The following is a 21,853-nucleotide window of genomic DNA, read 5'->3' on the forward strand; positions in this document are numbered from 1 at the left end:
TCTTCGCGCGGCGCTCGCGATTGACCGTTCGCTTTGCGTTGGTGCCACCGCGTCACACGGCAGATTTGGCGGACCGCCGGCCATTCATAGTCAATGCCAGCGGCTTTTGCGGGCAGCACGTCGATCCAGGCACCATTCAATGTGGCCATGTGCTTTTTCGATGACGCCTAACGTGCAAGGGGAAAAAACACGGCTCCTCGAAAGCCGTTTCGACATTCTCGGTAGCCATCCGGCGTAGGCCGCCGGTATGGAGGATTTGGCGCTCTCAACGTTCCAGAAGCGTGAGGTTATCCATTTAGAATTTCTCAGATCGACCAGCGTGTCGATGCCGATGTGGTGAACGCCATGACCTCATTCTTGCCAGGTCCGTAGACCCAGATCGCGCTCAGAGTACCACCTAACTGGGTCCTTCTGGCGTTGGCGCGCAGCATCGTGCCGTAGAGTAGTAAAGGCGATGGCTCCCCTTCATATCGCAATATCGAACCATGTGCCTCGCGCCGAGCCCTGATTTCCGGCGCATTCTTGAGGACGTTCGCGAGCTTCGGCTCGCCGCCTGATCGGCCATCCACCGAAAGTGTTTAGGTATCAGTTGACGGATTGACGCGAATCGCGTGTAAAGTGGTTTATAAACACGGGACGGGAGAGACCGGCATGTCAGGGGAGAAGTTCGGCGAGTTCGTCCGCCGTTCACGTGAGGCTAAGGACATCGGCTTGCGCGAAATGGCGAAGATGATCGGGGTGAGCCCGACCTATCTGTCGAAGGTGGAGCGGGACGAGTTCGCGCCACCGGCCGAAGACAAGGTCAAGGCGATTGCGCAGATCATCGGCTGCGATGTTGATGAGTTGCTGGCGCGGGCGGGCCGGGTGGCGAGCGACCTTTCGGACATCATCAAGCGCCACCCGGTTGAACTGGCGGCGCTGCTGCGGACTACGAAAGGATTGACCACGGAAGACATCGCACGGCTGGCCCACAACGCGCAGAAGGCGAAAGACAAGTGAGCGCCTGATCGGGCGATGACGATTTCGAAGATGCAGATGAGGATCGGCGATCAATGACCAAGTTCGTTTCCTATGTGCCCGACGAGGCGATCGAAAAAGACGCGCACGCGCTCCTGGCCGAATATGCCCATACGCGCGGCGTCACGATCGAGACGCCTATCGCGATCGACGACATCATCGAAAAGCACCTTAAGATCGGCATCGAGTTCGACGACACGAACCGTCTGTTCGGCGTGCCGCGTTCGGGCACCGGGTCCGATCCCGATATCCTCGGCGCCATCTTCTTCGAGCAGAAGCGAATCGTGATCGACGAAAGCCTCGATCCTGACGCCAACCCGGCCAAGGAAGGGCGCTATCGCTACACGGCGGCGCACGAGGTCGGCCACTGGCGCCTGCATCGCGGCCTGTTCGGCAAGGACCCAGCGCAAACCTCGCTGCTCGATGCCAAAGCGTCGCCGAGCGTGATCTGCCGAACTAGCCAGACAAAGGCGCGGATCGAATTGCAGGCCGACCTCTATGCCTCCTGCGTGCTGATGCCGCGCAAGCTAATCTTCGCCGCTTGGGACGATGCATTCCCCGATCGCAAGCAGCGGGTTCTTCAGCCTTCCGAACCGATCGACCATCCCTTCGTCGAGATCGCGCGCTTCGAGAGCCGCACTCCCGGCGCTGCTTTCACCGAAAGCGACGATCAGGCGCTGGAAAGCTTCGCCAAGCCCTTCGCCGAGAAGTTCCTCGTCTCGCCGATCGCCATGCGCATCCGGCTAGAAAAGCTCGGCCTGCTGCATCGGACGGTGCCGCTTCAACGGCTTCTGTCAGACGGCATATGAACCCCTTTTTTTGAGGAGATCGTCAAGTGTCAACTGAACGAGCGATCCGCGCGCAGCCGAACCCGGCAGACGCCGCGTTCGAGACGCGCGATTTCTATCTCGCCTGTTTCCTGCGCTGCGCCGGCTACGAGCTTGTGAACCTGCGCGACGAGGGCCGGCGCAAGGTGTTCGTCTTTCGGGATCGCGCCACACGGCGCGCCGACGTGATGGCCTTCTATGGCGACGCGACCAGCGTTCGGCCGCTGGCCTTCGCCGCCACCATCAAGGACATGAAGGGATTGCTGCACAATGGCTGAATCGGAAACCAACCCGCCATTCCAGCGCGCCAAAAGCGGGCAGGTCCGCGAAGCTCTCGACCGGCTCGAAGGGCTCGTCGTCGATGGCCTGAAGCACGGCTTCTTCGACTATTCGATCGCCTGCGAGGTCGCCAACGGCGGCAAGCGCCAGCTCGTGATCCGGGCGGGCAAGAGCCACAAGTTCACGATCCCTGAGGACGAAGTGCCACGCTGAAGCAACCCGAGACATGAGAACGGCCGGCGATCCCTGAGACGGGGACGCCTGAAGATGCAAATCCCTGTTGGGTCCAGCGTCATCGGTGGGATTCCGAGACCGGAGGCCAGGAGCACGGAGCGGCGGAACCGCCCGTGAGGTCTTCGATGAAACGTCACGACGCTGCAAACGACAATGAATTGGGGCGGCAGATCGCCCGCACCCGCCAAATCTGGCAGCCGCGCATGGGTCGCAACCTCACTGACGAGGACGCGCGGCAAATCCTCCACTCTGTCACCGGCTTTTTCGGCGTGCTCGCCGAATGGCGGCGCGCCGAACTGCTCGCCGCCGCGAATGACTGCGCCGCACCGGTCGAACCGAATGATGGCGAGGTGCGCCATGACCGCTGAAGCCATCGCCAAAGCCCTCGGCGGGCATCGCGCGGGCGCAACATGGATGGCGCGCTGCCCGGCACATGACGATTCAAGCCCGAGCCTTTCGATCAGCGCGGGCAAGGATGGCAAAGTGCTGGTGCGCTGCCATGCCGGTTGCAACCAGCGTGATGTGATCGCCGCCCTTTCAGATCGCGGTCTTTGGGATGCGAGCGGCAACCGCGCTGATCGCTTTGCCCGCAAGCGCCAGAAAAAACTTGCCGCCGAACCCGATGCCGACGCAAAGGCGCGCACGGAGGCCGCTCTTTCGATCTGGCGGGCATCACAAGGAATCGCGGGCTCGCCCGGCGAAACCTATCTGCGTTCGCGCGGAATCACGATTTCGCCGCCAGCGAGTTTGCACTTCCATCCCGGCCTGAAACATCCCTCGGGCGGCATCTGGCCGGCGATGGTGGCGCTCGTGACGCACGGCGCCACCGGAGCGCCGATCGCCATTCACCGCACCTTCCTCGCCCGCGACGGCAGCGGCAAGGCGCCGGTCGATCCGGCGAAGATGATGCTCGGGCCTTGTCGTGGCGGTGCAGTTCGCCTGGGCGAAGCCGGCGACGTGCTGATGGTCGGCGAAGGGATCGAGACCTGTCTTGCCGCGATGCAAGCCACCGGCAAACCGGCATGGGCGGCGCTTTCAACTGCGGGCCTTCGGTCGATCGATCTGCCACGCGCCCTTCGCGACGTGATCGTGCTCGCCGATGGTGACGCGCCGGGCGAAGCGGCGGCGCAGGACTGCGCCAGGCGATGGCAACGGGAAGGGCGAACCGTTCGGATCGCCCGCCCGCCATGCGTCATGGACTTCAACGATCTACTCAACACCCGCAACCCCGTTTTGACGGAGGGCGCGGAATGAGCACCGACGCCAAGCTTGAACCTGCATGCCTGGTTCTCGATGCCATCGAAGCTGCTGAGGCTATCCCCGATCCGCTGGCCGGGCTGGTCGAACAGACGGCAAGTGATCCCGGCGCGCCGTTCAAGCCTGATATCCTCGAAGCCCTCGCGGCGCTGAAACAGGACAACCGCGCCGCCTTCGAGGCGCTGCGTTCGCAACTGAAGAAGGCCGGAGCCCGCGTGACGGCGCTTGACGACGCCATCGCCGAGGAAAACGGCGATGCAGGCGGGCGCGGGCCGACGCAAGCTGATATCCTGATCGACCTCGCGCAATCCGTCGCCTTGTTCCACGCGCCAGACGGTAGCGGCTATGCCGACGTCGACATCAACGGCCATCGCGAGACCTGGCCGATCCGTGCCAAGGGCTTCCGTCGCTGGCTGGCGCGGCGCTTCTTCGAGGAGACGGGCGGCGCGCCGAGTTCCGAGGCCCTGCAATCGGCGCTGAACGTGATCGAGGCCAAAGCGCATTTCGATGCGCCGGAACGGCAGGTGCATATCCGCGTCGGCGGGCTCGACGGGCGGCTCTATCTCGACCTCGGCGATGAGGCATGGCGCGCCATCGAGATCGACGCCACCGGCTGGCGTATCGTTTACAACCCCCCCGTTCGTTTCCGGCGCGCATCCGGCATGAAGCCGATGCCGATCCCGGTGGGCGGCGGCTCGATCGAAACCTTGCGCTCGTTCCTCAATGTGCAGACCGACGCCGATTTCGTGCTGATGGTCGCCTGGATGCTGGCCTGCCTTCGCAATCGCGGTCCCTATCCGGTGATCGTCTTGTCGGGCGAGCAGGGTTCGGCGAAATCGACCTTCTCGGCGATCCTGCGGGCGCTGCTCGACCCGAACACCGCGCCGCTTCGGGCCTTGCCGCGTGAGGATCGCGACCTGTTCATCGCCGCAAGCAACGGTCATGTGCTCGCTTTCGACAATGTGTCGGGCCTGCCCGCCTGGATTTCGGACACGCTTTGCCGCCTCGCCACGGGCGGCGGCTTCGCGGTGCGCCAACTCTATTCCGATCAAGATGAAGTGCTGTTCGACGCTGCCCGGCCGGTGATCCTCAACGGGATCGAGGATATCGTCACGCGGCCAGACCTCGCCGATCGCGCCGTGTTCCTCACGCTCGAACCGATCCCCGAGGAGCGCCGCCGCCCAGAGCAGGAATTGTGGGCGGCGTTCGAGCTTGAGCGCCCGCGCATCCTCGGCGTGCTGCTCGACGCGGTGGCGAAGGGCTTGGCTGAATTGCCGCGCACGAAGCTCGATAAGTTGCCGCGCATGGCGGATTTCGCCTTGTGGGTGACGGCCTGCGAAACCGCGTTGTGGCCCTCGGGCACGTTCTGGTCGGCCTATTGCGGCAACCGCGACGAGGCGGTGGACGGCGTGATCGACGCCGATCCGATCGCCGCCGCCGTGCGCGCCGTGATGACCACGCGGACGGAGTGGACGGGAACCGCCTCGGACCTTCTGGGCGCCCTCGCCGAAATGGCGGGGGCGCGCGTCGCCAAGTCGAAGACCTGGCCCGATAGCCCACGGGCGCTGGCGGGCCGCTTGCGCCGGGCCGCGACGTTCCTGCGCAAGGTCGGCATCGACATCGGCTTCGAGCGCGAAGGGAGGGCGCGGACGCGGATGATCCGCATCACGACTGCCGCGCCAGAATCCCGAGGGGCAAGACCGTCCGCATCGTCCGCGCCGTCCGCCGATCCGATGAAAGCCAGTATCGGCAACGGCTTCGGAACCCGAAACCTGCGGACGGTCGGCGATCCAGCGGACGCTTCGAGGGCTGAGAACGGCGCAACCGTCCGTGCCAACCCGCTGAAAACCCACAATAAGACCGATGCGGACGGTGTGGACGAAGTTCACCCTTCCCATTCCGCGCCTGAAAACGCAGGCTGGAGGGCGCGGCTATGAGCGCTGTTCACGCCCTGAAGATCGCGCGGGCGGCTGGCGTTCGGATCGGGATCGACGGCGATGCCCTCACCCTTGACGCCGACGCCGCGCCGCCGCCCGAGGTGATCGACCTGTTCGCCAGCCACAAGGCGCAGGTGATCGCGCTGCTGCGCCCTGGCGGCGATGGCTGGTCGGGTGAAGACTGGCGGGCCTTCTTCGATGAACGGGCGGGAATTGCCGAGTTCGACGGCGGTTTGCCACGCGATCAAGCCGAGGTCCGCGCCTTCGCCTGTTGTGTCGCTGAATGGCTCAACCTCAATCCGGTGCGCTCGCCACCCGGTCGCTGTCTTGGCTGCGGTGAAGCCGAACACGGGCACGACCCGTTGCTTCCCTTCGGAACGGAACCGACCGGCCACGCCTGGTTGCATTCGCACTGCTGGCCCGCCTGGCACGCCAGCCGGAAGGCCGAAGCCGTCACTGCCCTTTCAGCATTTGAAATTCCCGAAATGAGGACATCGTCATGAGCGCCAAGAAGCCCGCCGCCAACATGCCGAAAACTGTGGTCGCCGACGATCCAGACGATCGCAAGGGCCGACTGAAAGTCATCGGGGGGTCGCAATCGGACCACTGGAACAACATTCTTGCCAATCAGGCGGCGCAGGCGCTTTGGGTAAAAAACTCAAGCCCTGAAGAACGAGACAAGCAATTAAGCGCCACCGTCTCGGCGCTGATCGGCATCGGGCCGAAGGACGAACTGGAAGGCATGATGGCGGCGCAACTGATTGCCGCACACAACGCGGCGATGGAATGCTACCGGCGCGCCATGATCGGCGAGCAAACCTTCGAGGGCCGGCGCGAGAACCTCGCCCAGGCCAACAAGCTTTCTCGCACCTACACCACGCTGCTCGAAGCTCTCAACCGCCACCGCGGCAAGGGCCAGCAGAAGGTCACGGTTGAGCACGTCCACGTCCACGCGGGCGGGCAAGCGGTGGTCGGCATGGTGGCCACGCCGCCCGGTCAACCGGGGGGTGGGGACACCAGCAAATTCGAGGAACAACCCCATGCAAAGCAGATTGCCCATGCACCTGAGCCCGCGTTGCCATGCCCGGACCCGAGCCGGGACGCCGTGCCAGTCGCCCGCAATGGCGAACGGACGCTGCCGCATGCACGGCGGCAAAGCAAAGGGCGCGTCGAAGGGCAATAACCACGCTTTTAAGCATGGCCGTTACACCGCCGAACACATCGCAGAACGCCGCCACTTCGCGGAACTGCTGCGCGAGATGAAGGGCTTTATCGACGAGGTGGACGGTGGGGAATGAACCTGCCCGCCTTCCGATTTCAGGCGCGCCCGGTTAGGTTCTTCCAGCGCTTGGCGTATGCGGGCGGGGGCAGCGCGGGCTTCCGCCAGCGGCAGACATGCGAGCCCGTTCGCACCTTGGGTTCGCGGGTTCGCACCCAGTGCGATTTGGGCGAAGCCGTGCCAATACCGCTTTTTGCCTTAATAGTTGAAGGATTCGCCTTGCACGATGGATAAACGCAGCCTCACCGAACGCGATATCTGCACAAAGTTCATCCTGCCGGCCGTCAAGCGCGCCGGGTGGGACGAGATGGTGCAGGTTCGGGAGGAGGTCTATTTCACCAAGGGCCGGATCATCGTGCGCGGCAAGCTGGTGACGCGCGGCAAGGCGAAGAAGGCCGATTTCGTTCTCTACTACAAGCCGAATATCCCGATCGCGCTGATCGAGGCCAAGGACAACAATCACAGCGTCGGCCACGGCATCCAGCAGGGCCTCGGGTACGCGGCAACGCTGGATATCCCTTTCGTATTTTCCTCCAACGGCGACGGCTTCGTCTTCCACGACCGCACCGGGCGAAGCGTTCCGGTCGAAACGAATCTCGGTCTCGATGCCTTCCCATCGCCGGCCGATCTGTGGGCGCGCTATCGCGCCTGGAAGAGCCTCGACGCGGAAGCCGAGCAGATTGTCCTTCAGGATTATTTCGACGACGGCAGCGGCAAGGCCCCGCGCTATTATCAGGTGAACGCCGTCAATGCCGCGATCGAGGCTATTGCCAAGGGCCGCGACCGCGTGCTGCTGGTGATGGCGACCGGCACCGGCAAGACCTACACGGCGTTCCAGATTATCTGGCGGCTGTGGAAGGCGGGCCGCAAGAAGCGCATCCTGTTCCTCGCCGACCGCAATGTGCTGATCGACCAGACGATGGTGAACGATTTCCGCCCCTTCGGCGCGGCGATGGCGAAACTTTCAACTAACGCCAAGACCATTGAGCGGCAGGACGGCAGCACGGTCGATCTGACCTTGGCGCTCGATAACAAGCGGCGCATCGACACCGCCTTCGAAATTTATCTCGGGCTCTATCAGGCAATCACCGGGCCGGAAGATCGGCAGAAGCTGTACCGCGAGTTTTCGCCCGGCTTCTTCGATCTGATCGTTATTGACGAGTGCCATCGCGGAAGCGCTGCGGCAGATTCGGCCTGGCGCGAAATCCTCGACCATTTTTCCGGCGCTACGCAGATCGGCCTTACCGCCACGCCTAAGGAAACCGAATATGTTTCCAACACCTATTATTTCGGCGAGCCGGTTTTCACCTATTCCTTGCGGCAGGGGATTAGCGACGGCTTCCTCGCGCCCTACAAGGTCATCAAGGTCCATATCGATCGCGACGTGGAAGGCTATCGCCCGGAACTCGGCCAGCTGGACCGGGACGGCAACGAGGTTGAAGACCGCATCTACAACGCCAAGGATTTCGACCGGCACATCGTGCTCGACGATCGCACGGTGCTGACCGCGAAAAAGATCACCGAGTTCCTCAAGGAAAGCGGCGAGCGCTTCCAGAAGACCATCGTGTTCTGTGTCGATGAGGAGCACGCGGCGCGGATGCGGCAGGCGCTCGTCAATGAGAACGCCGATCTGGTGGCGGAAAACGCGCGCTATGTCATGCGCATCACCGGCAGCGACAAGGAAGGCCAGGACCAGCTTGGCAACTTCATCGACCCGGAATCGAAATATCCGGTGCTGGTAACGACCTCGCGGCTCCTCTCGACGGGCGTCGATGCGCAGACCTGCCGGCTGATCGTGCTCGATCGCGCGGTGGGCTCGATGACCGAGTTCAAGCAGATCGTCGGGCGCGGCACCCGCGTCCACGAAGACACCAAGAAGTTCTTCTTCACGCTGATCGACTTTCGCGGCGCGACCAGCCATTTCGCCGACCCGGATTTCGATGGCGATCCGGTACAGATTTACACGCCCGCTGAAGGGGATCCGATCACGCCGCCCGACGACGCGCCGCAGGGCGACGATACCATCCCGCCGAAACCCGGCGACGACGAAACCGTGGTCGATCAGCCGGGCCTGCCATTGCCGCCCGGTGGTCCGATCCGCAAGATTTATGTCGATGGGGTCGGCGCCCGCATCCTCGCCGAGCGCGTCGAATATCTCGATGAGAACGGCAAGCTCGTCACCGAATCCCTGCGCGACTTCACCAAGACGGCGCTGAAGGAGCGCTTCGCGAGCCTCGACGATTTCCTCAAGCGCTGGAAATCGGCGGAACGCAAGCAGGCGATCATCGAGGAACTGGAAGCCGAGGGCCTGGCGCTCGACGCCATCGCGGATGAACTCGGCAAGAACCTCGATCCTTTCGATCTGATCTGCCACATCGCCTTCGACAAGAAACCGCTCACCCGCCGTGAGCGGGCCGAGAACGTCAAGAAGCGCGACGTGTTCACGAAATACGGGCCACAAGCCCGCATCGTTCTCGACGCGCTGCTCGAAAAGTATCGCGACGAGGGCGTGCTCAATCTCGACGACGCCAATGTGCTGAAGATTGCACCCTTCAGCGCGATGGGCAGCGTCGTGCAACTCATCAATGCGTTCGGCGGCAAGAAAGGCTTCGAACAAGCCGTCCATGAATTGCAGGATGCGCTCTACGACCTGCCCAATGCTTCGGCGAGAGTATCATGAGCCTCAAGCGTGTCGTGTCCCTCGCTTCAGAACTGCCGCCCGTGCTTAGGGATCAGGTTATTGGCTACGCGGAGAGCGTCGAACGCGTTATGCCCGAGGTCTTCGCAGAACTCGGTCGCTCCTTCGAGCAAGATCGAGCCGACAAGGTCGTTTTTTGGGCTGGCGTTCGCAAAATATATAGCTTGGTTACAGCAACCTTTTGGACATTGGAAAACAGCATCGAGATATTGAGTCGCAGCGATGTCGGACGCATTCGAATCGGCGGTTCGGATTTTTCACGCGGATCGGATTCTTATTCGAAGATGCGCGAACTGTTGGCAGCCTTAGAGGAAGCAGCGTCGAACGGTTCATTTCGAGAGAAGATGGAAGAATCCCCAAAGGACGCCCTGCGTCGGACATATCAGGAATGAATATAGACGAAGTCGAAAGCGCTATCAGGCGTGTGTTGAAACGACATCCAGAAGCGCTCAAAGCAGTGGCCTCAAGCCAGTCGAAGCTGCTTGAGCTTGCTGCTGTTACGGGCGTGGCAGAGCATTTCAAGTCTCTCGGTTTTGACATAAGGGTCGCTGGGAAGTCGCCCGCCGGCACGTTTTTGGTCAAGACGAGCACAAGGGGTTATCCTTGGAATTTCTCTAGATTCGAAATTGTATCTGGAGAAGTAAGGTTCGAAATTCACATGAACCTAATGGTGCGCGGCGCTCATGATGAAGGCGTCTATTGTGTTGACGTTGGCATTGTTAAGGCTGGAGCTATACCGGCGAAAAAGACGAAGACAAAATGGATTTGCGCCGCCAACAAGGACCTAATTTCATTTGTCGAGGCAAAAAAACTAGTAATTTATCCGATGCTTCTCGCTCAATTCATCGGAATAGTTCATGAGATAATGCCATCGTTCTTGAAGAAAAGGAAAAATGGCCCTGCTAAAAATTCATTCTTGCCACCTGCTTTGGTGGTTCTTGGGCATTACTCGGGGAATTCGTCACAGATAGTCGGCGCTTATGAAAAGAGGGGCATCAACGTGATGATTGCCGAAAACTACGACTACAGACTGATGCGTGCTCGGACTGAGAAAATCAGTCCATTCTTTGCACCTCAACAAGAAAACGTTGATCCGAGTATCCCCTTCTAAGGCAGTAACCCATGTCCGTCCGCACTCTCGTCAAATCGATCCAAGACATCATGCGCCAGGATTCCGGCGTCGACGGCGATGCGCAGCGCATCAGCCAGTTGTGCTGGATGTTCTTCCTCAAGATCATCGACGATCAGGATCAGGAACTCGAAATCACACAAACCGGCTATCGCTCGCCGATCCCCGAGCGCTTCCAATGGCGCAGTTGGGCAGCGGACCCGGAGGGCATCACCGGCGAGGCGCTCACCTCTTTCATCAACGGCGAATTGTTTCCTGCGCTCAAAGGTCTCCAACTCACCGGAAAACCAGGCGATCGCCGCCGCGTCGTGCGCGATGTGTTCGAGGATGCCTATAATTATATGAAGTCCGGCCAGCTCATGCGGCAAGTGGTCAACAAGATTGCGCAGGTCGATTTCAATAATCTCGCCGAACGCCAGCACTTCGGCGACATTTACGAGCAAATCCTCACCGATCTGCAATCGGCGGGCAATGCGGGCGAATACTACACGCCGCGCGCTGTAACCGCCTTCATGGTGAACAGGATCGACCCGCATCCCGGCGAAACCCTGTTCGATCCCGCCTGCGGCACGGGCGGCTTTCTCACCTGTTCCATTCGCCACATGCGCGAGCGCTATGTGAAGACGCCGAAGCAGGAACAGGCGTTGCAATACGCCCTTCGCGCGGTGGAGAAGAAGCAGCTTCCCCACATGCTCTGCGTCACCAACATGCTCCTGCACGGCATCGAGGACCCGAGCTTCGTGCGCCATGACAACACATTGGCCCGGCCGCTGATTTCGTGGAGCAAGGATGAGCGCGTGGATATCGTGCTCACAAATCCTCCTTTTGGGGGAAAAGAGGAAGACGGCATCGAGAACAACTTCCCCACCTTCCGCACCAAGGAGACGGCGGATTTGTTCCTCGCGCTGATCGTGCGGCTATTGAAGGATGGCGGGCGCGCCGCCGTGGTGCTGCCCGATGGCACCTTGTTCGGCGAGGGCGTCAAGACGCGGCTGAAGGAACATCTGATGGAGGAGTGCAACCTCCACACAATCGTTCGCCTGCCGAACTCGGTGTTCAAGCCCTATGCCTCGATCGGCACGAACCTGCTGTTCTTCGAGAAGGGCACGCCGACGAAGGAGACATGGTTCTACGAGCACCGCGTGCCGGACGGCCAGAAAGCCTATTCGATGAACAGGCCAATACGGCTGGAGCATTTTCAAGCCTGCATCGACTGGTGGGGCGACAAGGAGCGGAAAGGCCGCGAGGAGACGCCGCAGGCCTGGCGCATCACCGCCGAGGAGGTGAAGGCGCGCGGCTACAATCTCGACATCAAGAACCCGCACAGCATCGCCGACGATCACGGCGACCCGGAAACGCTGCTGGCCGATTTGGCCCGCGCGGAAGCCGAGACGGTGGGCTATCGCGACCAGCTGAAGGCGATCCTCGCCGAGGCGCTGGCCCGATGAACGCCGAACGCCTGCTGGCGCACCATGAAAAGGTCGCTGACGCGCCCGACGCGATTGCCCAGCTACGCCGATTCATTCTCGATCTGGCCGTGCGCGGCAAGCTGGTGCCGCAGGATGCGACCGACGAACCGGCGTCGGAACTGCTGAAGCGGATCGCGAAGGAAAAGGCGCGGGTGGCGAAGGCCGTCGAGATCAGAAAGCCGCCAACGCTTGAGCCGATCACAGATGCCGAAGCGCTTTACACATTGCCGAGGACATGGGTTTGGGTGCGTGTCGGCGAAATCTTCGACTACGATGCCGGGACAAAGCGCGATCCGAAGGAGTTGGATCAATCGCGATGGCTTTTGGAGCTTGAGGACATCGAGAAGGACACGTCTAGGATTGTCGCACGGCTGCGTGTCAGCGATCGGGACTCTCAAAGCACGAAGTCCGAGTTTGAACCAGGTGACATTCTTTACGGCAAACTGCGCCCCTATCTGAACAAGGTGGTGGTCGCCGATGAGCCCGGCTACTCGACAACCGAGATCGTCGCGATCCGTCCGTTTCTTCGGATATGCCCGGAATATTGCGCCCTCGCATTTCGTCGCCCGGACTTCGTGGCCTATGTCGAAAGATTGGGACGCGGCACTAAGATGCCGCGCCTTCGAACGCCAGACGCGATTGTTGCGCCCTTTCCCCTCCCACCGCTCGCCGAGCAGCACCGCATCGTCGCAAAGGTCGATGAACTGATGGGCCTGTGCGACCGGCTGGAGGCGGCGCGGTCGGGCCGCGAAGCGACGCGCGACCGGCTGGCGGCGGCGAGCCTCGCCCGCCTCAACGCGCCCGATCCCAAAACATTTCAGGCCGACGCCCGCTTCGCCCTCGACGCGCTGCCCGCCCTCACCACGCGCCCCGACCAGATCAAGCGCCTGCGCCAGACCATCCTCAACCTCGCCGTGCGCGGCAAACTCGTGCCGCAGGATGCTACCTACGAACCGGCTTCGGAACTGCTGAAGCGGATCGCGAAGGAGCGGACAGGTGCTCAATCATTGAAGAAGGCCCGCCGAAACGGCGAAGCCGATGTTTCCAGCCTTCGGTCAGACACGCCTTTGCCGGTCGGTTGGCTTTGGACAAACATCGACGAGATTGCACTGTCGATGCGATATGGAACTTCGACCAAGTGCGAGTATGCGGCACCCGGCGTTCCGGTATTGCGTATTCCGAATGTATCGGATGGAGTCGTCTCACTCGATGACATCAAGTTCGGACCACTCACCGCTGGCGAGATGCGCGACTTGGCGTTGAACGCTGGCGACCTCTTGATGATCCGGTCGAATGGTAGCCTCGACATCGTGGGACGGTCTGCTGTTGTAACCCCTGCAGCACATGGAATGGCTTTTGCTGGCTACCTCGTGCGCCTTCGGCTGAGCTTGGCGAACATCAAGCCGGAATACATCTGGCTGGCGCTGAACTCGACCGACGTTCGCGACCAGATCGAACGGCCAATTCGATCTGCAGTTGGTTTGAAGAACGTCAACCTCACCGAGTTCGGCGCATTGACCATTCCCCTCCCACCGCTCGCCGAACAACACCGCATCGTCGGCAAGGTCGATGCGCTGATGGCGCTCTGCGACCGACTGGAGGCGAGCCTCACCGCCACCGCCGCCACCCGCCGCCGCCTTCTCGACGCCCTCCTCGCCGAAGCCCTAGCGCCGGTGGACGCCCGCCAAATGGAGCCGGCGGAATAAACCGGCGCCGTTGCCATAATCGATGAGGGAACCATGCATAGAGATGCGTCCCGCGAGGAAGTTCGGAAGGTTGCTGCGCCGCTATGGTTGCTCATCAATCATTCGGTTGCGCCTGCGGACTTCGACAATTTCAACATTATACGGAGCGGAGCTTGTAGCATCGTCGCTCATTTGGCCTATTGCGCGATTGGAGCCGACGAAAAAGAGCGGAAGAATCGTGCAAAGGTCGTCCCGTGTCATGTTTTTCAAGAACTTCTTGCTGCACAGGACTTCGATTTCATTGAGGCCCTTCGCAGCGTCGATTTTCAAGATGTGGAGATTGTGCAAACCAAATCGTTTGTCGCGGTCATTATCCCTGCTCGGGACCTTTTCCTCATTGGCATCCGGGGAACGCAATTTGCCTATGACTGGTTGATAAACCTGAATGCCATTAAGGCGAGCGATGCTAATGGAGAGCGTTTTCACAGAGGCTTCTTGCGAGAAGCACGCAAACTGGCCGAAGGGCTTTGCGAGCGGTTTGGCGCTCGATATGCCCAACGCATCGGTGGATATCGCGGCCAGTGCACGATTTGGCTCTCCGGGCACTCGCTGGGTGGCGCAATTGCTGCGATCATCAATCAAATGCCGTTACCGTTACCGATCAGCGCGTGCTACACGTTCGGATCGCCGCGGATATCCGCTGCACAAACATTCTTGTGTCAACATCAGCCATTTGCGGTCCAGAGACGCCTCGATATAGTACCCCACTGTCCGCCAAAGGCATTCGGCTATTCAGATTACCTGCACAAGCTTGCCCCGAATGGAACGGATTACGTATCGGCGGGCAGTAGTGAAATGTACTTCTTTCTGTCATGGCTTGGCGGACTCTCCATCAGCCAATTTCCAAAGAACCACGCCATGGAGCGTTACCGTTTCGAAGTAATCGAAGAAGCGAAAAAGCATCCTCGAATTGAAGGCCATTGGCGTCCCGATTACGACTTTCCTATGTAAGCATAGCATTCTTGCGAGAACGCGGTGGAGTGGAGGGCTGGATACTAGGCGTGCCGCGCTTGATCGCGGGAACCGAGGGGCGCAAAGGAAAGGCGGCCACCATTTGCAATTTTAGGCGTGTTCAGTTTACACTAAACATCATGAGAAAAGCTTCGAAACCATCACCCGCCGCCGACCCCGCCCGCAATCAGTCGGTGATCTATGCCCGCGTTTCATCCAAGGAGCAGGAGAAGGAGGGCTTTTCGATCCCGGCGCAAATGAAGCTACTCAGGGAATACGCGGCGGCGAACGGCTTCGCGGTAGTCCAAGAATATGTTGATGTCGAAACCGCCAAGCAGACGGGCCGCGCCGCCTTCGGCGAGATGGTGGCCTATCTCAAGGCGCATCCGTCCATCCGCGTGATGCTGGTCGAAAAGACCGACCGGCTCTATCGCAACCTCAAGGATTGGGTGACAATCGACGAACTGAACTTGGAAATGCACTTCCCGAAAGAGGGCGTGGTGCTGTCGCGCGAGTCGCGCTCCTCGGAAAAGTTCATGCACGGCATCAAGGTGCTGATGGCGAAGAACTATATCGACAACCTGTCGGAGGAAACGCGCAAGGGCATGACCGAGAAGGCGGCGCAGGGCTTCTGGCCGTCGAACGCGCCGCTCGGCTATCGCAACATGACGCGCGAGGATGGCCGCAAGATCATCGTGCCCGATGAAGCCGCTGCGCCGATCATCCGCAAGATGTTCGAATGGTATGCGTGGGGCGACCTGTCCACGCAGGAGGTGACGAAGAAGGCGCGGGCGGCGGGCCTTGTCTTCAAGAAAAGCGGCGGGCGAATCCCGAAAAGCACCGTCGCCACCATCCTACGCAACCGCATCTATACCGGGCGCTTCGACTGGGACGGCAAGACCTATCAGGGCCGCTATGAGGCCATTGTTCCCACCGAGCTATGGGAACGGGTGCAGGACGTGATGGATGGGCGCAACGCGCGCGGCGCGAAGAAGGGCAGGCGGGATTTCGCTTTCTCGGGCCTGATCGCCTGTCACGCCTGCGGCTGCGCCGTGGTCGGCGAGATCAAGAAGGAGCGCTACGTCTATTACCATTGCACCGGCTATGCGGATAAGTTCCAGGGCAAGCCCGCCGACTGCCGCCGTAAGTATGTCCGCGAGGAAGTGCTCGAAGCGCAGTTCACCGAACTCCTCGGGCGGTTGCGATTCGATGACGAGGTGCTGGAATGGGTGCGCGATGCGCTTCATGCAAGCCATGCCGACGAGCGCCGCGAGCATGACGAAGCGATCAAGCGGCTTGAGGCCGAAGCGAAGCGGCTGAACGATCGCATTCACGCAATGTATGTCGATAAGCTCGACGGACTGGTGGACACGGCGTTCTTCGAAAGAATGTCGAACCAGTGGCGCGAGGAGCAGGCCCGCTGCCAGCGCGAGATCGAACGGCACCGGAATGCCGACAAATCCTATCTCGGCGAGGGAATCGCGCTTCTCGGCCTCGCCCGCAACGCCCAACGGCTGTTCGCCAAGCAGGAACCGCGCGAAAAACGCCGCCTGCTGAACTTCCTACTATCGAACTGCACTTGGGAGGATGGCAAGGTGGCTGCGAGCTTCCGCCAACCATTTGACATGCTTGCTGAAACGGTCATCGAGACCAGAGGCGAACACGCCGCTGTAACCGCTTCTGCGCCCGTTTTTGAAAACTGGCTCCCCGAGTAGGACTCGAACCTACGACCTAGCGATTAACAGTCGCGTGCTCTACCAGCTGAGCTATCGGGGAATGCGGTCCCGCCTATACAGGGCGGGCGGCGTTTTGCCAAGCCCGCCGTGCGCACGTCCGGCGTCACGGGTGCGATGTGCGTAAATGTCGGATTAGAGGCTGCGATTTCCACGGCCGCTGCGACATTTTTCGCAGACTTGCGCTCAGACGGGGCTCAGCGCGTCCGCCGGCGCAAAGGCGGCGAGCGCCGCCGCCACATCGTCCGGCGACGGCAACCCAGCTTCATTGCCGAGATTCTGGATCTTGTGCGCCGAGGCCGCGCGGGCGAATTCGAAGTGTTCCCGCCAGGGTGCGTCCGGCCGCTCGAGATAGGCGGCGCAATAGGCTCCGTGGAAGACGTCGCCGGCGCCGGAAGTGTCGACGATCAGCTCGTGCGGCACGGCGAGCGACGGCATCTGCGAAATTTCTCCGCTCTCGTCGTACCACAGCATGCCTTTTTCGCCGCTCGTCACCCCGCCGATTCGACAGCCCTTCGATTTCAGCCATCCCAGCATATCGAGTTCGGAGAGCGACATCTGTTCGCAGAGCTTCTCGGCGACGACAGCGACGTCGACATATCCGGTCAACTCCTCGATGCAGGGCCTCAGCGCGCCGCCGTCGAGCGAAACGAGAGCGCCGCGCGCCCTGGCCGCTTTCGCATAGTGAAGCGCCGCGTCGGCCATGTGGCCATCGAGGTGGAGGAGTCGCGCCTCCGACATGTCGAGCCGCGGAAAAGTCTGCAGATAATGGTCGTCGCGCGCGCGCAGGATGGCGCGCTTGCCGTTGTTCGGCCAGACGAAGGACAGGGAGGAGCGCGCCACGCGTCGCGGATGCACGTGGATCCCGTAAGTATGGGCCATGTCCATGAACATGTGGCCGAGCCAATCGGGCGCGACCGTGGTCAAGACATCGACAGGATGGCCGAGCTTGGCGCAGGCGAAGCCGGCGGTGACGGCGTTGCCGCCGAAACTTACCGCATAATCGCGCGCCACCGTCTTCTGGTCGCCGGTCGGCATGCGCTCCGCGCGCATGGTGATGTCGATATAGGCGTGGCCGATGAAGAGCGCGTCCAAGGCTCAAACTCCCAGATGTCGATCGCGTCGAGCGGCGGACGCCGCGGATGCCCTGAGCGGCCGCGCCTCGGCGCGTCCGCAGACCGACGCGTCGGCGTCAGATGGAGAAGCTCGTGCCGCACCCGCAGGAGGCGACCGCGTTGGGATTTTCGACGCGGAACGACTGTCCCAACAGATCGTCGACGAAATCGATCCGGGCGCCGGCGAGAAAGCCGAGAGACGCCGGATCGATGGCGACGCGGGCGCCAGCTTCCTCCAGGAGGGCGTCATCGTCGCCCGGGGCAGGATCGACCGCGAAGTGATATTGAAAGCCGGAGCAGCCGCCGCCCTCCACGGAAACGCGAAACACCGCGCCCGGCGCTTCATTGGCGAGGATTGCGTGAATGCGCCGCGCCGCCTGTTCTGTGAGCGCAATATCGCCTGGCGCCGTGGTCATCCGTTTCTCCATCACTTGCTTGCGCGGTTCGCCGCGCGCTACAGCTCGGCTCGAGCGTGCCGCCCGATCGAAGATCATCCGCCCGAAAATCGAATTCCGGCATATGCGCGCTTTGCGCCTCGCCGGCGCTTTGAGCGATATGCTTCATGCCGCAAGATAGGTCCAGACCTGAGGCGTTTCAATGAAGGAGCGCAATGTGGCGGTTCGCGGCCCTCTTGCGGCATACGCCAGCGACGCCGCGCGTTCGCGCGGGCGGCTGTACGCCGAGCCGCCGTCGCCGACGCGCAGCGATTTCCAGCGCGACCGCGACCGAATCATTCATTGCACCGCCTTCCGCCGGCTCGCGCATAAGACGCAGGTCTTCGTGCCGCTCGACGGCGATCATTTTCGCACCCGTCTGACGCACACGATCGAAGTCGGCCAGATCGCGCGCGCGCTCGCCCGCGCCTTGCGCGTCGACGAGGATCTCGCGGAGGCGGTGGCGCTCGCGCATGATCTCGGCCACACGCCGTTCGGCCACGCGGGCGAGGGCGCGCTCGAAGCCTGCATGGCGCCTTACGGCGGCTTCGATCACAACGCCCAGGCGCTGCGCGTCGTGACGCTGCTCGAGCGCCGCTACGCCCGCTACGACGGTCTCGATCTGACCTGGGAGACGCTTGAAGGGATCGTCAAGCACAATGGGCCGCTGCTGCCCAGCGCACGCGATGAGCCTCCCTTCCCTCATCGTGAGGAGCCTAGGGCTGGTGACGCGCATCGCCGTCCGCTGTCGCGCTACATCGCGCAGTTCGACGCGATCTTTCCGCTAAACCTGTCAAGCTTCGCTAGCGTCGAGGCGCAGGCCGCGGCCCAGGCCGACGACATCGCCTATATCGGCCATGACATCGACGACGGGCTGCGCGCCGAACTGTTTTCGCTCGAGGACATCGCGCGAACGCCCTTCATCGCAGGGGTGCTGGCGCATGTTCGGGACGAGCACCCGCGACTCGAACGCCATCGCGTCATTCACGAACTCGTGCGCCGGGTGATCACCGCCTTCGTCGAAGACGCCATCGGCGAGTCGCTGCGACGCATCGCGCGCGTCGCGCCAAAGAGCGCCGATGAGGCGCGACTGGCGGGCGAAACGCTTGTCGGCCTTTCGCCGGCCATGGTCGACGCCGAACGCGACATCAAGGCTTTTCTGTTCGCCAACATGTACCGGCATGAGAAGATCACCGGCGTCTGGGAACGGGCGCGCGACGCCATCTCGCGACTGTTTCCGGCTTTCTTCGAGAACCCCGGTCTGATGCCCGAGGAGTGGGCGGCTCAGGCTATCGCGCTTGAAGGGGCGGATCGCGCCGTGGTCGTGGCCGACTATATCGCCGGCATGACCGACCGATACGCGCTGAACGAGGTTAAACGAGTGTTTGGACAAGATGCCGCGGGAGATACAAGGAGAGTATGACAGACAAGGTCACGCTAGCCCGTGCGCTGCATGTCGGCGCCGTTGTGCTCTGGATTGGCGGCGTCGCCTTTGTCGCGACGGTGCTGCTGCCGGCGATCCGCAGTTTCAAGAAGCCGCAGGAGCGACTGGCCTTTTTCGACTCGGTCGAGCGGCGTTTCGCCTGGCAGGCAAGAGCGACAACGCTGATCGTAGGAGTGACCGGCCTTTACATGACTGCCGATCTACACTTGTGGGATCGCTTCAAGTCGGCGGGCTACTGGTGGATGCATGGGATGGTTGCAGTATGGGCCGTCTTCACGCTGATGCTGTTTGTCGCCGAACCGCTTTTCCTGCATCGCTGGTTCAACGCACAGGCGGCGCGCGACCCCGATGGGACTTTCGTCCTGATTGAAAGGCTGCACCAATTTCTCATCGCGGCAAGCCTGATCGTCGTACTGGGCGCCGTCATAGGAAGTCACGGCTGACGGGGTGATTTCCCTCGCCCAAACTGTTAAACGGGCGGCCGAACTTATGCGTCCGGACCTCCATGAACATTTTCGACGACTTTCACGCCCGCATCGCCGCCATACTCGATCGCATCGCCGCCGACGGCCGGCTGCCGCGCCTGGATCATGCGCGGTTCGTGGTCGAGCCGCCGAAGGACGCGTCGCTCGGCGATCTCGCGTCGAACGCCGCCATGGTCTTCGCCAAGGAGGCGAAGCCGCATTTTTCTTCTCCGCGCGAACTCGCCGTCGAGATTTGCTTCGCGCTTGCTGAGACGGAGAATGTCGCGAGCGCCGAAGTCGCGGGCCCCGGCTTCATCAATATCCGCCTGAAGCCGCAGATTTTCGCGGACGTTCTGCGCGCGACGCTCAACGATCCGCAGAATTTCGGCCGGTTGGCCAAGAGCCGCGACGGCGCCCTGCAGGGCAAGGTGAATGTCGAATATGTTTCGGCCAATCCGACCGGGCCCATGCATGTCGGCCATGGCCGGGGCGCCGTTTTTGGCGACGCGCTTGCGAATCTCCTCGCTTTCTCCGGCTGCGAGGTGACGCGCGAATATTACATCAATGACGCCGGCGCACAGATCGACGTTTTGGCCCGCTCCGCCTATCTGCGCTACCGCGAGGCCCTGGGCGAAACGATCACGATTCCCGAGGGGCTCTATCCCGGGGACTATCTGAAACCCGTCGGCGAGGCGCTCGCCAAGGCGCAGGGCAAGTCGCTGCTCGACAAGGCCGAGAACGAATGGCTGCCGATCGTTCGCGACGCCGCGATCGACGCCATGATGGAGATGATCCGCGCCGATCTCGCCGCCTTGAACATCACGCATGAGACGTTCTTTTCCGAACGCGCCCTGCACAAGACGAAGGAAGGAGTTTCGGCGATCGACGCCGCGATCGAGTGGCTGCGGGCGAAAGACCTTGTCTATGAGGGCCGATTGCCGCCGCCCAAGGGCCAGTTGCCGGAGGATTGGGAGGATCGCGAACAGACGCTGTTCAGATCGACGCAATTCGGCGACGACGTCGACCGCGCGCTGAAGAAATCCGACGGCTCGCCGACGTATTTCGCGGCCGACATCGCCTATCACAAGGACAAGATCGACCGCGGCTTCGATACGCTCGTCGACGTCTGGGGCGCCGATCACGGCGGCTATGTGAAACGGATGACGGCGGCCGTCGCCGCGCTTTCCGACGAGCGCGTGACGCTCGACGTCAAGCTGTGTCAGCTCGTCAAGCTGATGCGCGCCGGCGAACCGGTCAAAATGTCGAAGCGCGCCGGCGACTTCGTCACGCTGCGGGAAGTCGTGGACGAGGTCGGCGTCGACGCCGTCCGTTTCATGATGCTCTACCGGAAGAACGACGCGCCGCTCGATTTCGATCTCGCCAAGGTCATCGAACAATCGAAGGACAACCCGGTCTTTTACGTCCAATACGCCCACGCGCGCGGAAAGTCGGCGCTGCGGCAGGCGCTCGCCGCATTTCCGGACCTCGACCTCTCGGCCTCAAGCTTGGCCGGAGCGGATTTCACGCTTTTGGCGGACGAGGGCGAACTTGCGTTGGCCAAAATCCTCGCGCAGTATCCGCGCGTGATCGAGGCTGCAGCTGCGGCGCACGAGCCGCACCGCGTGGCCTTCTATCTGCACGAACTGGCGAGCGTGTTCCATTCGCACTGGAATCGCGGCAAAGATCAGCCGCAATTACGCTTTGTTAAGTCTGATGAGAGAGATTTGACCATCGCTCGGATCGCGTTGGTTAGCTCTTTAACGGTCGTCCTGGGGTCAGGCTTGAGGCTGCTTGGCGTGAGCGCCCCCGACGAGATGCGCTAATCGACGCTTGAGCGGCCC

General features: G+C 61.8%; 21 protein-coding genes, 1 tRNA gene and 1 pseudogene. 20 read left to right on the top strand and 3 right to left on the bottom strand.

All coding sequences use genetic code 11. The annotated features are described in order from the left end of the window. Nucleotides 1–651: 651 nt before the first annotated feature. The 17 genes and pseudogenes from AC0X69_RS00490 to AC0X69_RS00570 all read left to right on the top strand — a co-directional run bounded on the left by AC0X69_RS00490 (nucleotide 652) and on the right by AC0X69_RS00570 (nucleotide 16,537). Nucleotides 652–999, top strand: a complete 348-nt coding sequence (locus AC0X69_RS00490) for a helix-turn-helix domain-containing protein (RefSeq protein WP_482610263.1) — start codon at nucleotides 652–654, stop codon at nucleotides 997–999. A 53-nt stretch (nucleotides 1,000–1,052) separates the two neighbouring features. After that, nucleotides 1,053–1,826, top strand: a complete 774-nt coding sequence (locus AC0X69_RS00495) for an ImmA/IrrE family metallo-endopeptidase (protein ID WP_482610265.1) — start codon at nucleotides 1,053–1,055, stop codon at nucleotides 1,824–1,826. A gap of 26 nt (nucleotides 1,827–1,852) precedes the next feature. Continuing rightward, nucleotides 1,853–2,122 (top strand): DUF5659 domain-containing protein, encoded by a 270-nt coding sequence (locus tag AC0X69_RS00500; protein WP_482610267.1) that lies wholly within the window; start codon nucleotides 1,853–1,855, stop codon nucleotides 2,120–2,122. Then, nucleotides 2,115–2,336 carry a hypothetical protein gene (locus AC0X69_RS00505; protein ID WP_482610269.1) on the top strand — a complete coding sequence of 74 codons (222 nt, stop codon included), beginning with the start codon at nucleotides 2,115–2,117 and terminating at the stop codon, nucleotides 2,334–2,336. The genes AC0X69_RS00500 and AC0X69_RS00505 overlap by 8 nt, the downstream gene beginning before the upstream one ends. A 146-nt stretch (nucleotides 2,337–2,482) precedes the next feature. Beyond that, on the top strand, nucleotides 2,483–2,725 hold the full coding sequence (locus AC0X69_RS00510) for a hypothetical protein (RefSeq protein ID WP_482610270.1): 243 nt from the start codon (nucleotides 2,483–2,485) through the stop codon (nucleotides 2,723–2,725). After that, nucleotides 2,715–3,611, top strand: coding sequence for a DUF7146 domain-containing protein (locus AC0X69_RS00515; RefSeq protein ID WP_482610272.1), 897 nt, complete (start codon nucleotides 2,715–2,717; stop codon nucleotides 3,609–3,611). Before AC0X69_RS00510 ends, AC0X69_RS00515 begins: the two co-directional genes overlap by 11 nt. Further along, nucleotides 3,608–5,551, top strand: coding sequence for an AICE element replication initiation protein (locus tag AC0X69_RS00520; protein ID WP_482610274.1), 1,944 nt, complete (start codon nucleotides 3,608–3,610; stop codon nucleotides 5,549–5,551). The genes AC0X69_RS00515 and AC0X69_RS00520 overlap by 4 nt, the downstream gene beginning before the upstream one ends. Continuing rightward, nucleotides 5,548–6,054, top strand: coding sequence for a hypothetical protein (locus AC0X69_RS00525; protein ID WP_482610276.1), 507 nt, complete (start codon nucleotides 5,548–5,550; stop codon nucleotides 6,052–6,054). The genes AC0X69_RS00520 and AC0X69_RS00525 overlap by 4 nt, the downstream gene beginning before the upstream one ends. After that, nucleotides 6,051–6,734, top strand: coding sequence for a hypothetical protein (locus AC0X69_RS00530; RefSeq protein ID WP_482610278.1), 684 nt, complete (start codon nucleotides 6,051–6,053; stop codon nucleotides 6,732–6,734). Before AC0X69_RS00525 ends, AC0X69_RS00530 begins: the two co-directional genes overlap by 4 nt. Then, nucleotides 6,670–6,849, top strand: a pseudogene (locus tag AC0X69_RS00535) (HGGxSTG domain-containing protein); the annotation flags it as partial. The gene AC0X69_RS00530 and the pseudogene AC0X69_RS00535, both read left to right, overlap by 65 nt. A 207-nt stretch (nucleotides 6,850–7,056) precedes the next feature. Next, nucleotides 7,057–9,510 (top strand): EcoAI/FtnUII family type I restriction enzme subunit R, encoded by a 2,454-nt coding sequence (gene hsdR, locus AC0X69_RS00540; protein WP_482610280.1) that lies wholly within the window; start codon nucleotides 7,057–7,059, stop codon nucleotides 9,508–9,510. Continuing rightward, nucleotides 9,507–9,920: a hypothetical protein gene (locus AC0X69_RS00545; protein ID WP_482610286.1), complete on the top strand. Its 414-nt coding sequence runs from the start codon at nucleotides 9,507–9,509 to the stop codon at nucleotides 9,918–9,920. Before hsdR ends, AC0X69_RS00545 begins: the two co-directional genes overlap by 4 nt. Beyond that, a complete protein-coding gene (locus AC0X69_RS00550) occupies nucleotides 9,917–10,639 on the top strand; it encodes a hypothetical protein (protein WP_482610288.1) in 723 nt (240 codons plus the stop codon). The genes AC0X69_RS00545 and AC0X69_RS00550 overlap by 4 nt, the downstream gene beginning before the upstream one ends. An 11-nt stretch (nucleotides 10,640–10,650) precedes the next feature. Then, a complete protein-coding gene (locus tag AC0X69_RS00555; RefSeq protein ID WP_482610290.1) occupies nucleotides 10,651–12,105 on the top strand; it encodes an N-6 DNA methylase in 1,455 nt (484 codons plus the stop codon). Then, a complete protein-coding gene (locus tag AC0X69_RS00560; RefSeq protein WP_482610292.1) occupies nucleotides 12,102–13,832 on the top strand; it encodes a restriction endonuclease subunit S in 1,731 nt (576 codons plus the stop codon). Before AC0X69_RS00555 ends, AC0X69_RS00560 begins: the two co-directional genes overlap by 4 nt. 33 nt (nucleotides 13,833–13,865) lie before the next feature. After that, nucleotides 13,866–14,822 (top strand): lipase family protein, encoded by a 957-nt coding sequence (locus AC0X69_RS00565; protein ID WP_482610294.1) that lies wholly within the window; start codon nucleotides 13,866–13,868, stop codon nucleotides 14,820–14,822. Between the two features lie 140 nt (nucleotides 14,823–14,962). After that, nucleotides 14,963–16,537: a recombinase family protein gene (locus AC0X69_RS00570; protein ID WP_482610296.1), complete on the top strand. Its 1,575-nt coding sequence runs from the start codon at nucleotides 14,963–14,965 to the stop codon at nucleotides 16,535–16,537. Here AC0X69_RS00570 and AC0X69_RS00575 read toward each other — a convergent pair. From AC0X69_RS00575 to AC0X69_RS00585, 3 genes are all read right to left on the bottom strand, one after another. Continuing rightward, nucleotides 16,523–16,598 (bottom strand) — tRNA-Asn (locus AC0X69_RS00575). The genes AC0X69_RS00570 and AC0X69_RS00575 overlap by 15 nt on opposite strands. 143 nt (nucleotides 16,599–16,741) lie before the next feature. After that, on the bottom strand, nucleotides 16,742–17,650 hold the full coding sequence (locus tag AC0X69_RS00580) for a sugar kinase (protein WP_482610298.1): 909 nt from the start codon (nucleotides 17,648–17,650) through the stop codon (nucleotides 16,742–16,744). A gap of 97 nt (nucleotides 17,651–17,747) precedes the next feature. Beyond that, nucleotides 17,748–18,086 carry a HesB/IscA family protein gene (locus AC0X69_RS00585; RefSeq protein WP_482610300.1) on the bottom strand — a complete coding sequence of 113 codons (339 nt, stop codon included), beginning with the start codon at nucleotides 18,084–18,086 and terminating at the stop codon, nucleotides 17,748–17,750. 181 nt (nucleotides 18,087–18,267) lie between these two features. Here AC0X69_RS00585 and AC0X69_RS00590 point away from each other — a divergent pair, with 181 nt between their 5' ends. The 3 genes from AC0X69_RS00590 (at nucleotide 18,268) to argS (ending at nucleotide 21,835) form a co-directional block, all read left to right on the top strand. Continuing rightward, nucleotides 18,268–19,527, top strand: a complete 1,260-nt coding sequence (locus AC0X69_RS00590; RefSeq protein WP_482610302.1) for a deoxyguanosinetriphosphate triphosphohydrolase — start codon at nucleotides 18,268–18,270, stop codon at nucleotides 19,525–19,527. Further along, a complete protein-coding gene (locus AC0X69_RS00595) occupies nucleotides 19,524–19,991 on the top strand; it encodes a hypothetical protein (protein WP_482610304.1) in 468 nt (155 codons plus the stop codon). The genes AC0X69_RS00590 and AC0X69_RS00595 overlap by 4 nt, the downstream gene beginning before the upstream one ends. A gap of 62 nt (nucleotides 19,992–20,053) precedes the next feature. After that, on the top strand, nucleotides 20,054–21,835 hold the full coding sequence (gene argS / locus AC0X69_RS00600) for an arginine--tRNA ligase (protein WP_482610306.1): 1,782 nt from the start codon (nucleotides 20,054–20,056) through the stop codon (nucleotides 21,833–21,835). The last annotated feature ends 18 nt before the right edge of the window (nucleotides 21,836–21,853 follow it).

Source organism: Methylocystis sp. Uni0008, from assembly GCF_056838045.1.

Excerpts from the sequence above, each read along its gene's own strand:
- AC0X69_RS00590 (WP_482610302.1), top strand. The coding sequence starts at position 18,268 with ATGAAGGAGCGCAATGTGGCGGTTCGCGGCCCTCTTGCGGCATACGCC.
- AC0X69_RS00515 (WP_482610272.1), top strand. The coding sequence starts at position 2,715 with ATGACCGCTGAAGCCATCGCCAAAGCCCTCGGCGGGCATCGCGCGGGC.
- AC0X69_RS00520 (WP_482610274.1), top strand. The coding sequence starts at position 3,608 with ATGAGCACCGACGCCAAGCTTGAACCTGCATGCCTGGTTCTCGATGCC.
- AC0X69_RS00525 (WP_482610276.1), top strand. The coding sequence starts at position 5,548 with ATGAGCGCTGTTCACGCCCTGAAGATCGCGCGGGCGGCTGGCGTTCGG.
- AC0X69_RS00565 (WP_482610294.1), top strand. The coding sequence starts at position 13,866 with ATGCATAGAGATGCGTCCCGCGAGGAAGTTCGGAAGGTTGCTGCGCCG.
- AC0X69_RS00495 (WP_482610265.1), top strand. The coding sequence starts at position 1,053 with ATGACCAAGTTCGTTTCCTATGTGCCCGACGAGGCGATCGAAAAAGAC.
- AC0X69_RS00530 (WP_482610278.1), top strand. The coding sequence starts at position 6,051 with ATGAGCGCCAAGAAGCCCGCCGCCAACATGCCGAAAACTGTGGTCGCC.
- AC0X69_RS00550 (WP_482610288.1), top strand. The coding sequence starts at position 9,917 with ATGAATATAGACGAAGTCGAAAGCGCTATCAGGCGTGTGTTGAAACGA.
- AC0X69_RS00505 (WP_482610269.1), top strand. The coding sequence starts at position 2,115 with ATGGCTGAATCGGAAACCAACCCGCCATTCCAGCGCGCCAAAAGCGGG.
- AC0X69_RS00570 (WP_482610296.1), top strand. The coding sequence starts at position 14,963 with ATGAGAAAAGCTTCGAAACCATCACCCGCCGCCGACCCCGCCCGCAAT.
- hsdR (WP_482610280.1), top strand. The coding sequence starts at position 7,057 with ATGGATAAACGCAGCCTCACCGAACGCGATATCTGCACAAAGTTCATC.
- AC0X69_RS00560 (WP_482610292.1), top strand. The coding sequence starts at position 12,102 with ATGAACGCCGAACGCCTGCTGGCGCACCATGAAAAGGTCGCTGACGCG.
- AC0X69_RS00490 (WP_482610263.1), top strand. The coding sequence starts at position 652 with ATGTCAGGGGAGAAGTTCGGCGAGTTCGTCCGCCGTTCACGTGAGGCT.
- AC0X69_RS00545 (WP_482610286.1), top strand. The coding sequence starts at position 9,507 with ATGAGCCTCAAGCGTGTCGTGTCCCTCGCTTCAGAACTGCCGCCCGTG.
- AC0X69_RS00555 (WP_482610290.1), top strand. The coding sequence starts at position 10,651 with ATGTCCGTCCGCACTCTCGTCAAATCGATCCAAGACATCATGCGCCAG.
- argS (WP_482610306.1), top strand. The coding sequence starts at position 20,054 with ATGAACATTTTCGACGACTTTCACGCCCGCATCGCCGCCATACTCGAT.
- AC0X69_RS00595 (WP_482610304.1), top strand. The coding sequence starts at position 19,524 with ATGACAGACAAGGTCACGCTAGCCCGTGCGCTGCATGTCGGCGCCGTT.
- AC0X69_RS00585 (WP_482610300.1), bottom strand. The coding sequence starts at position 18,086 with ATGACCACGGCGCCAGGCGATATTGCGCTCACAGAACAGGCGGCGCGG.
- AC0X69_RS00510 (WP_482610270.1), top strand. The coding sequence starts at position 2,483 with ATGAAACGTCACGACGCTGCAAACGACAATGAATTGGGGCGGCAGATC.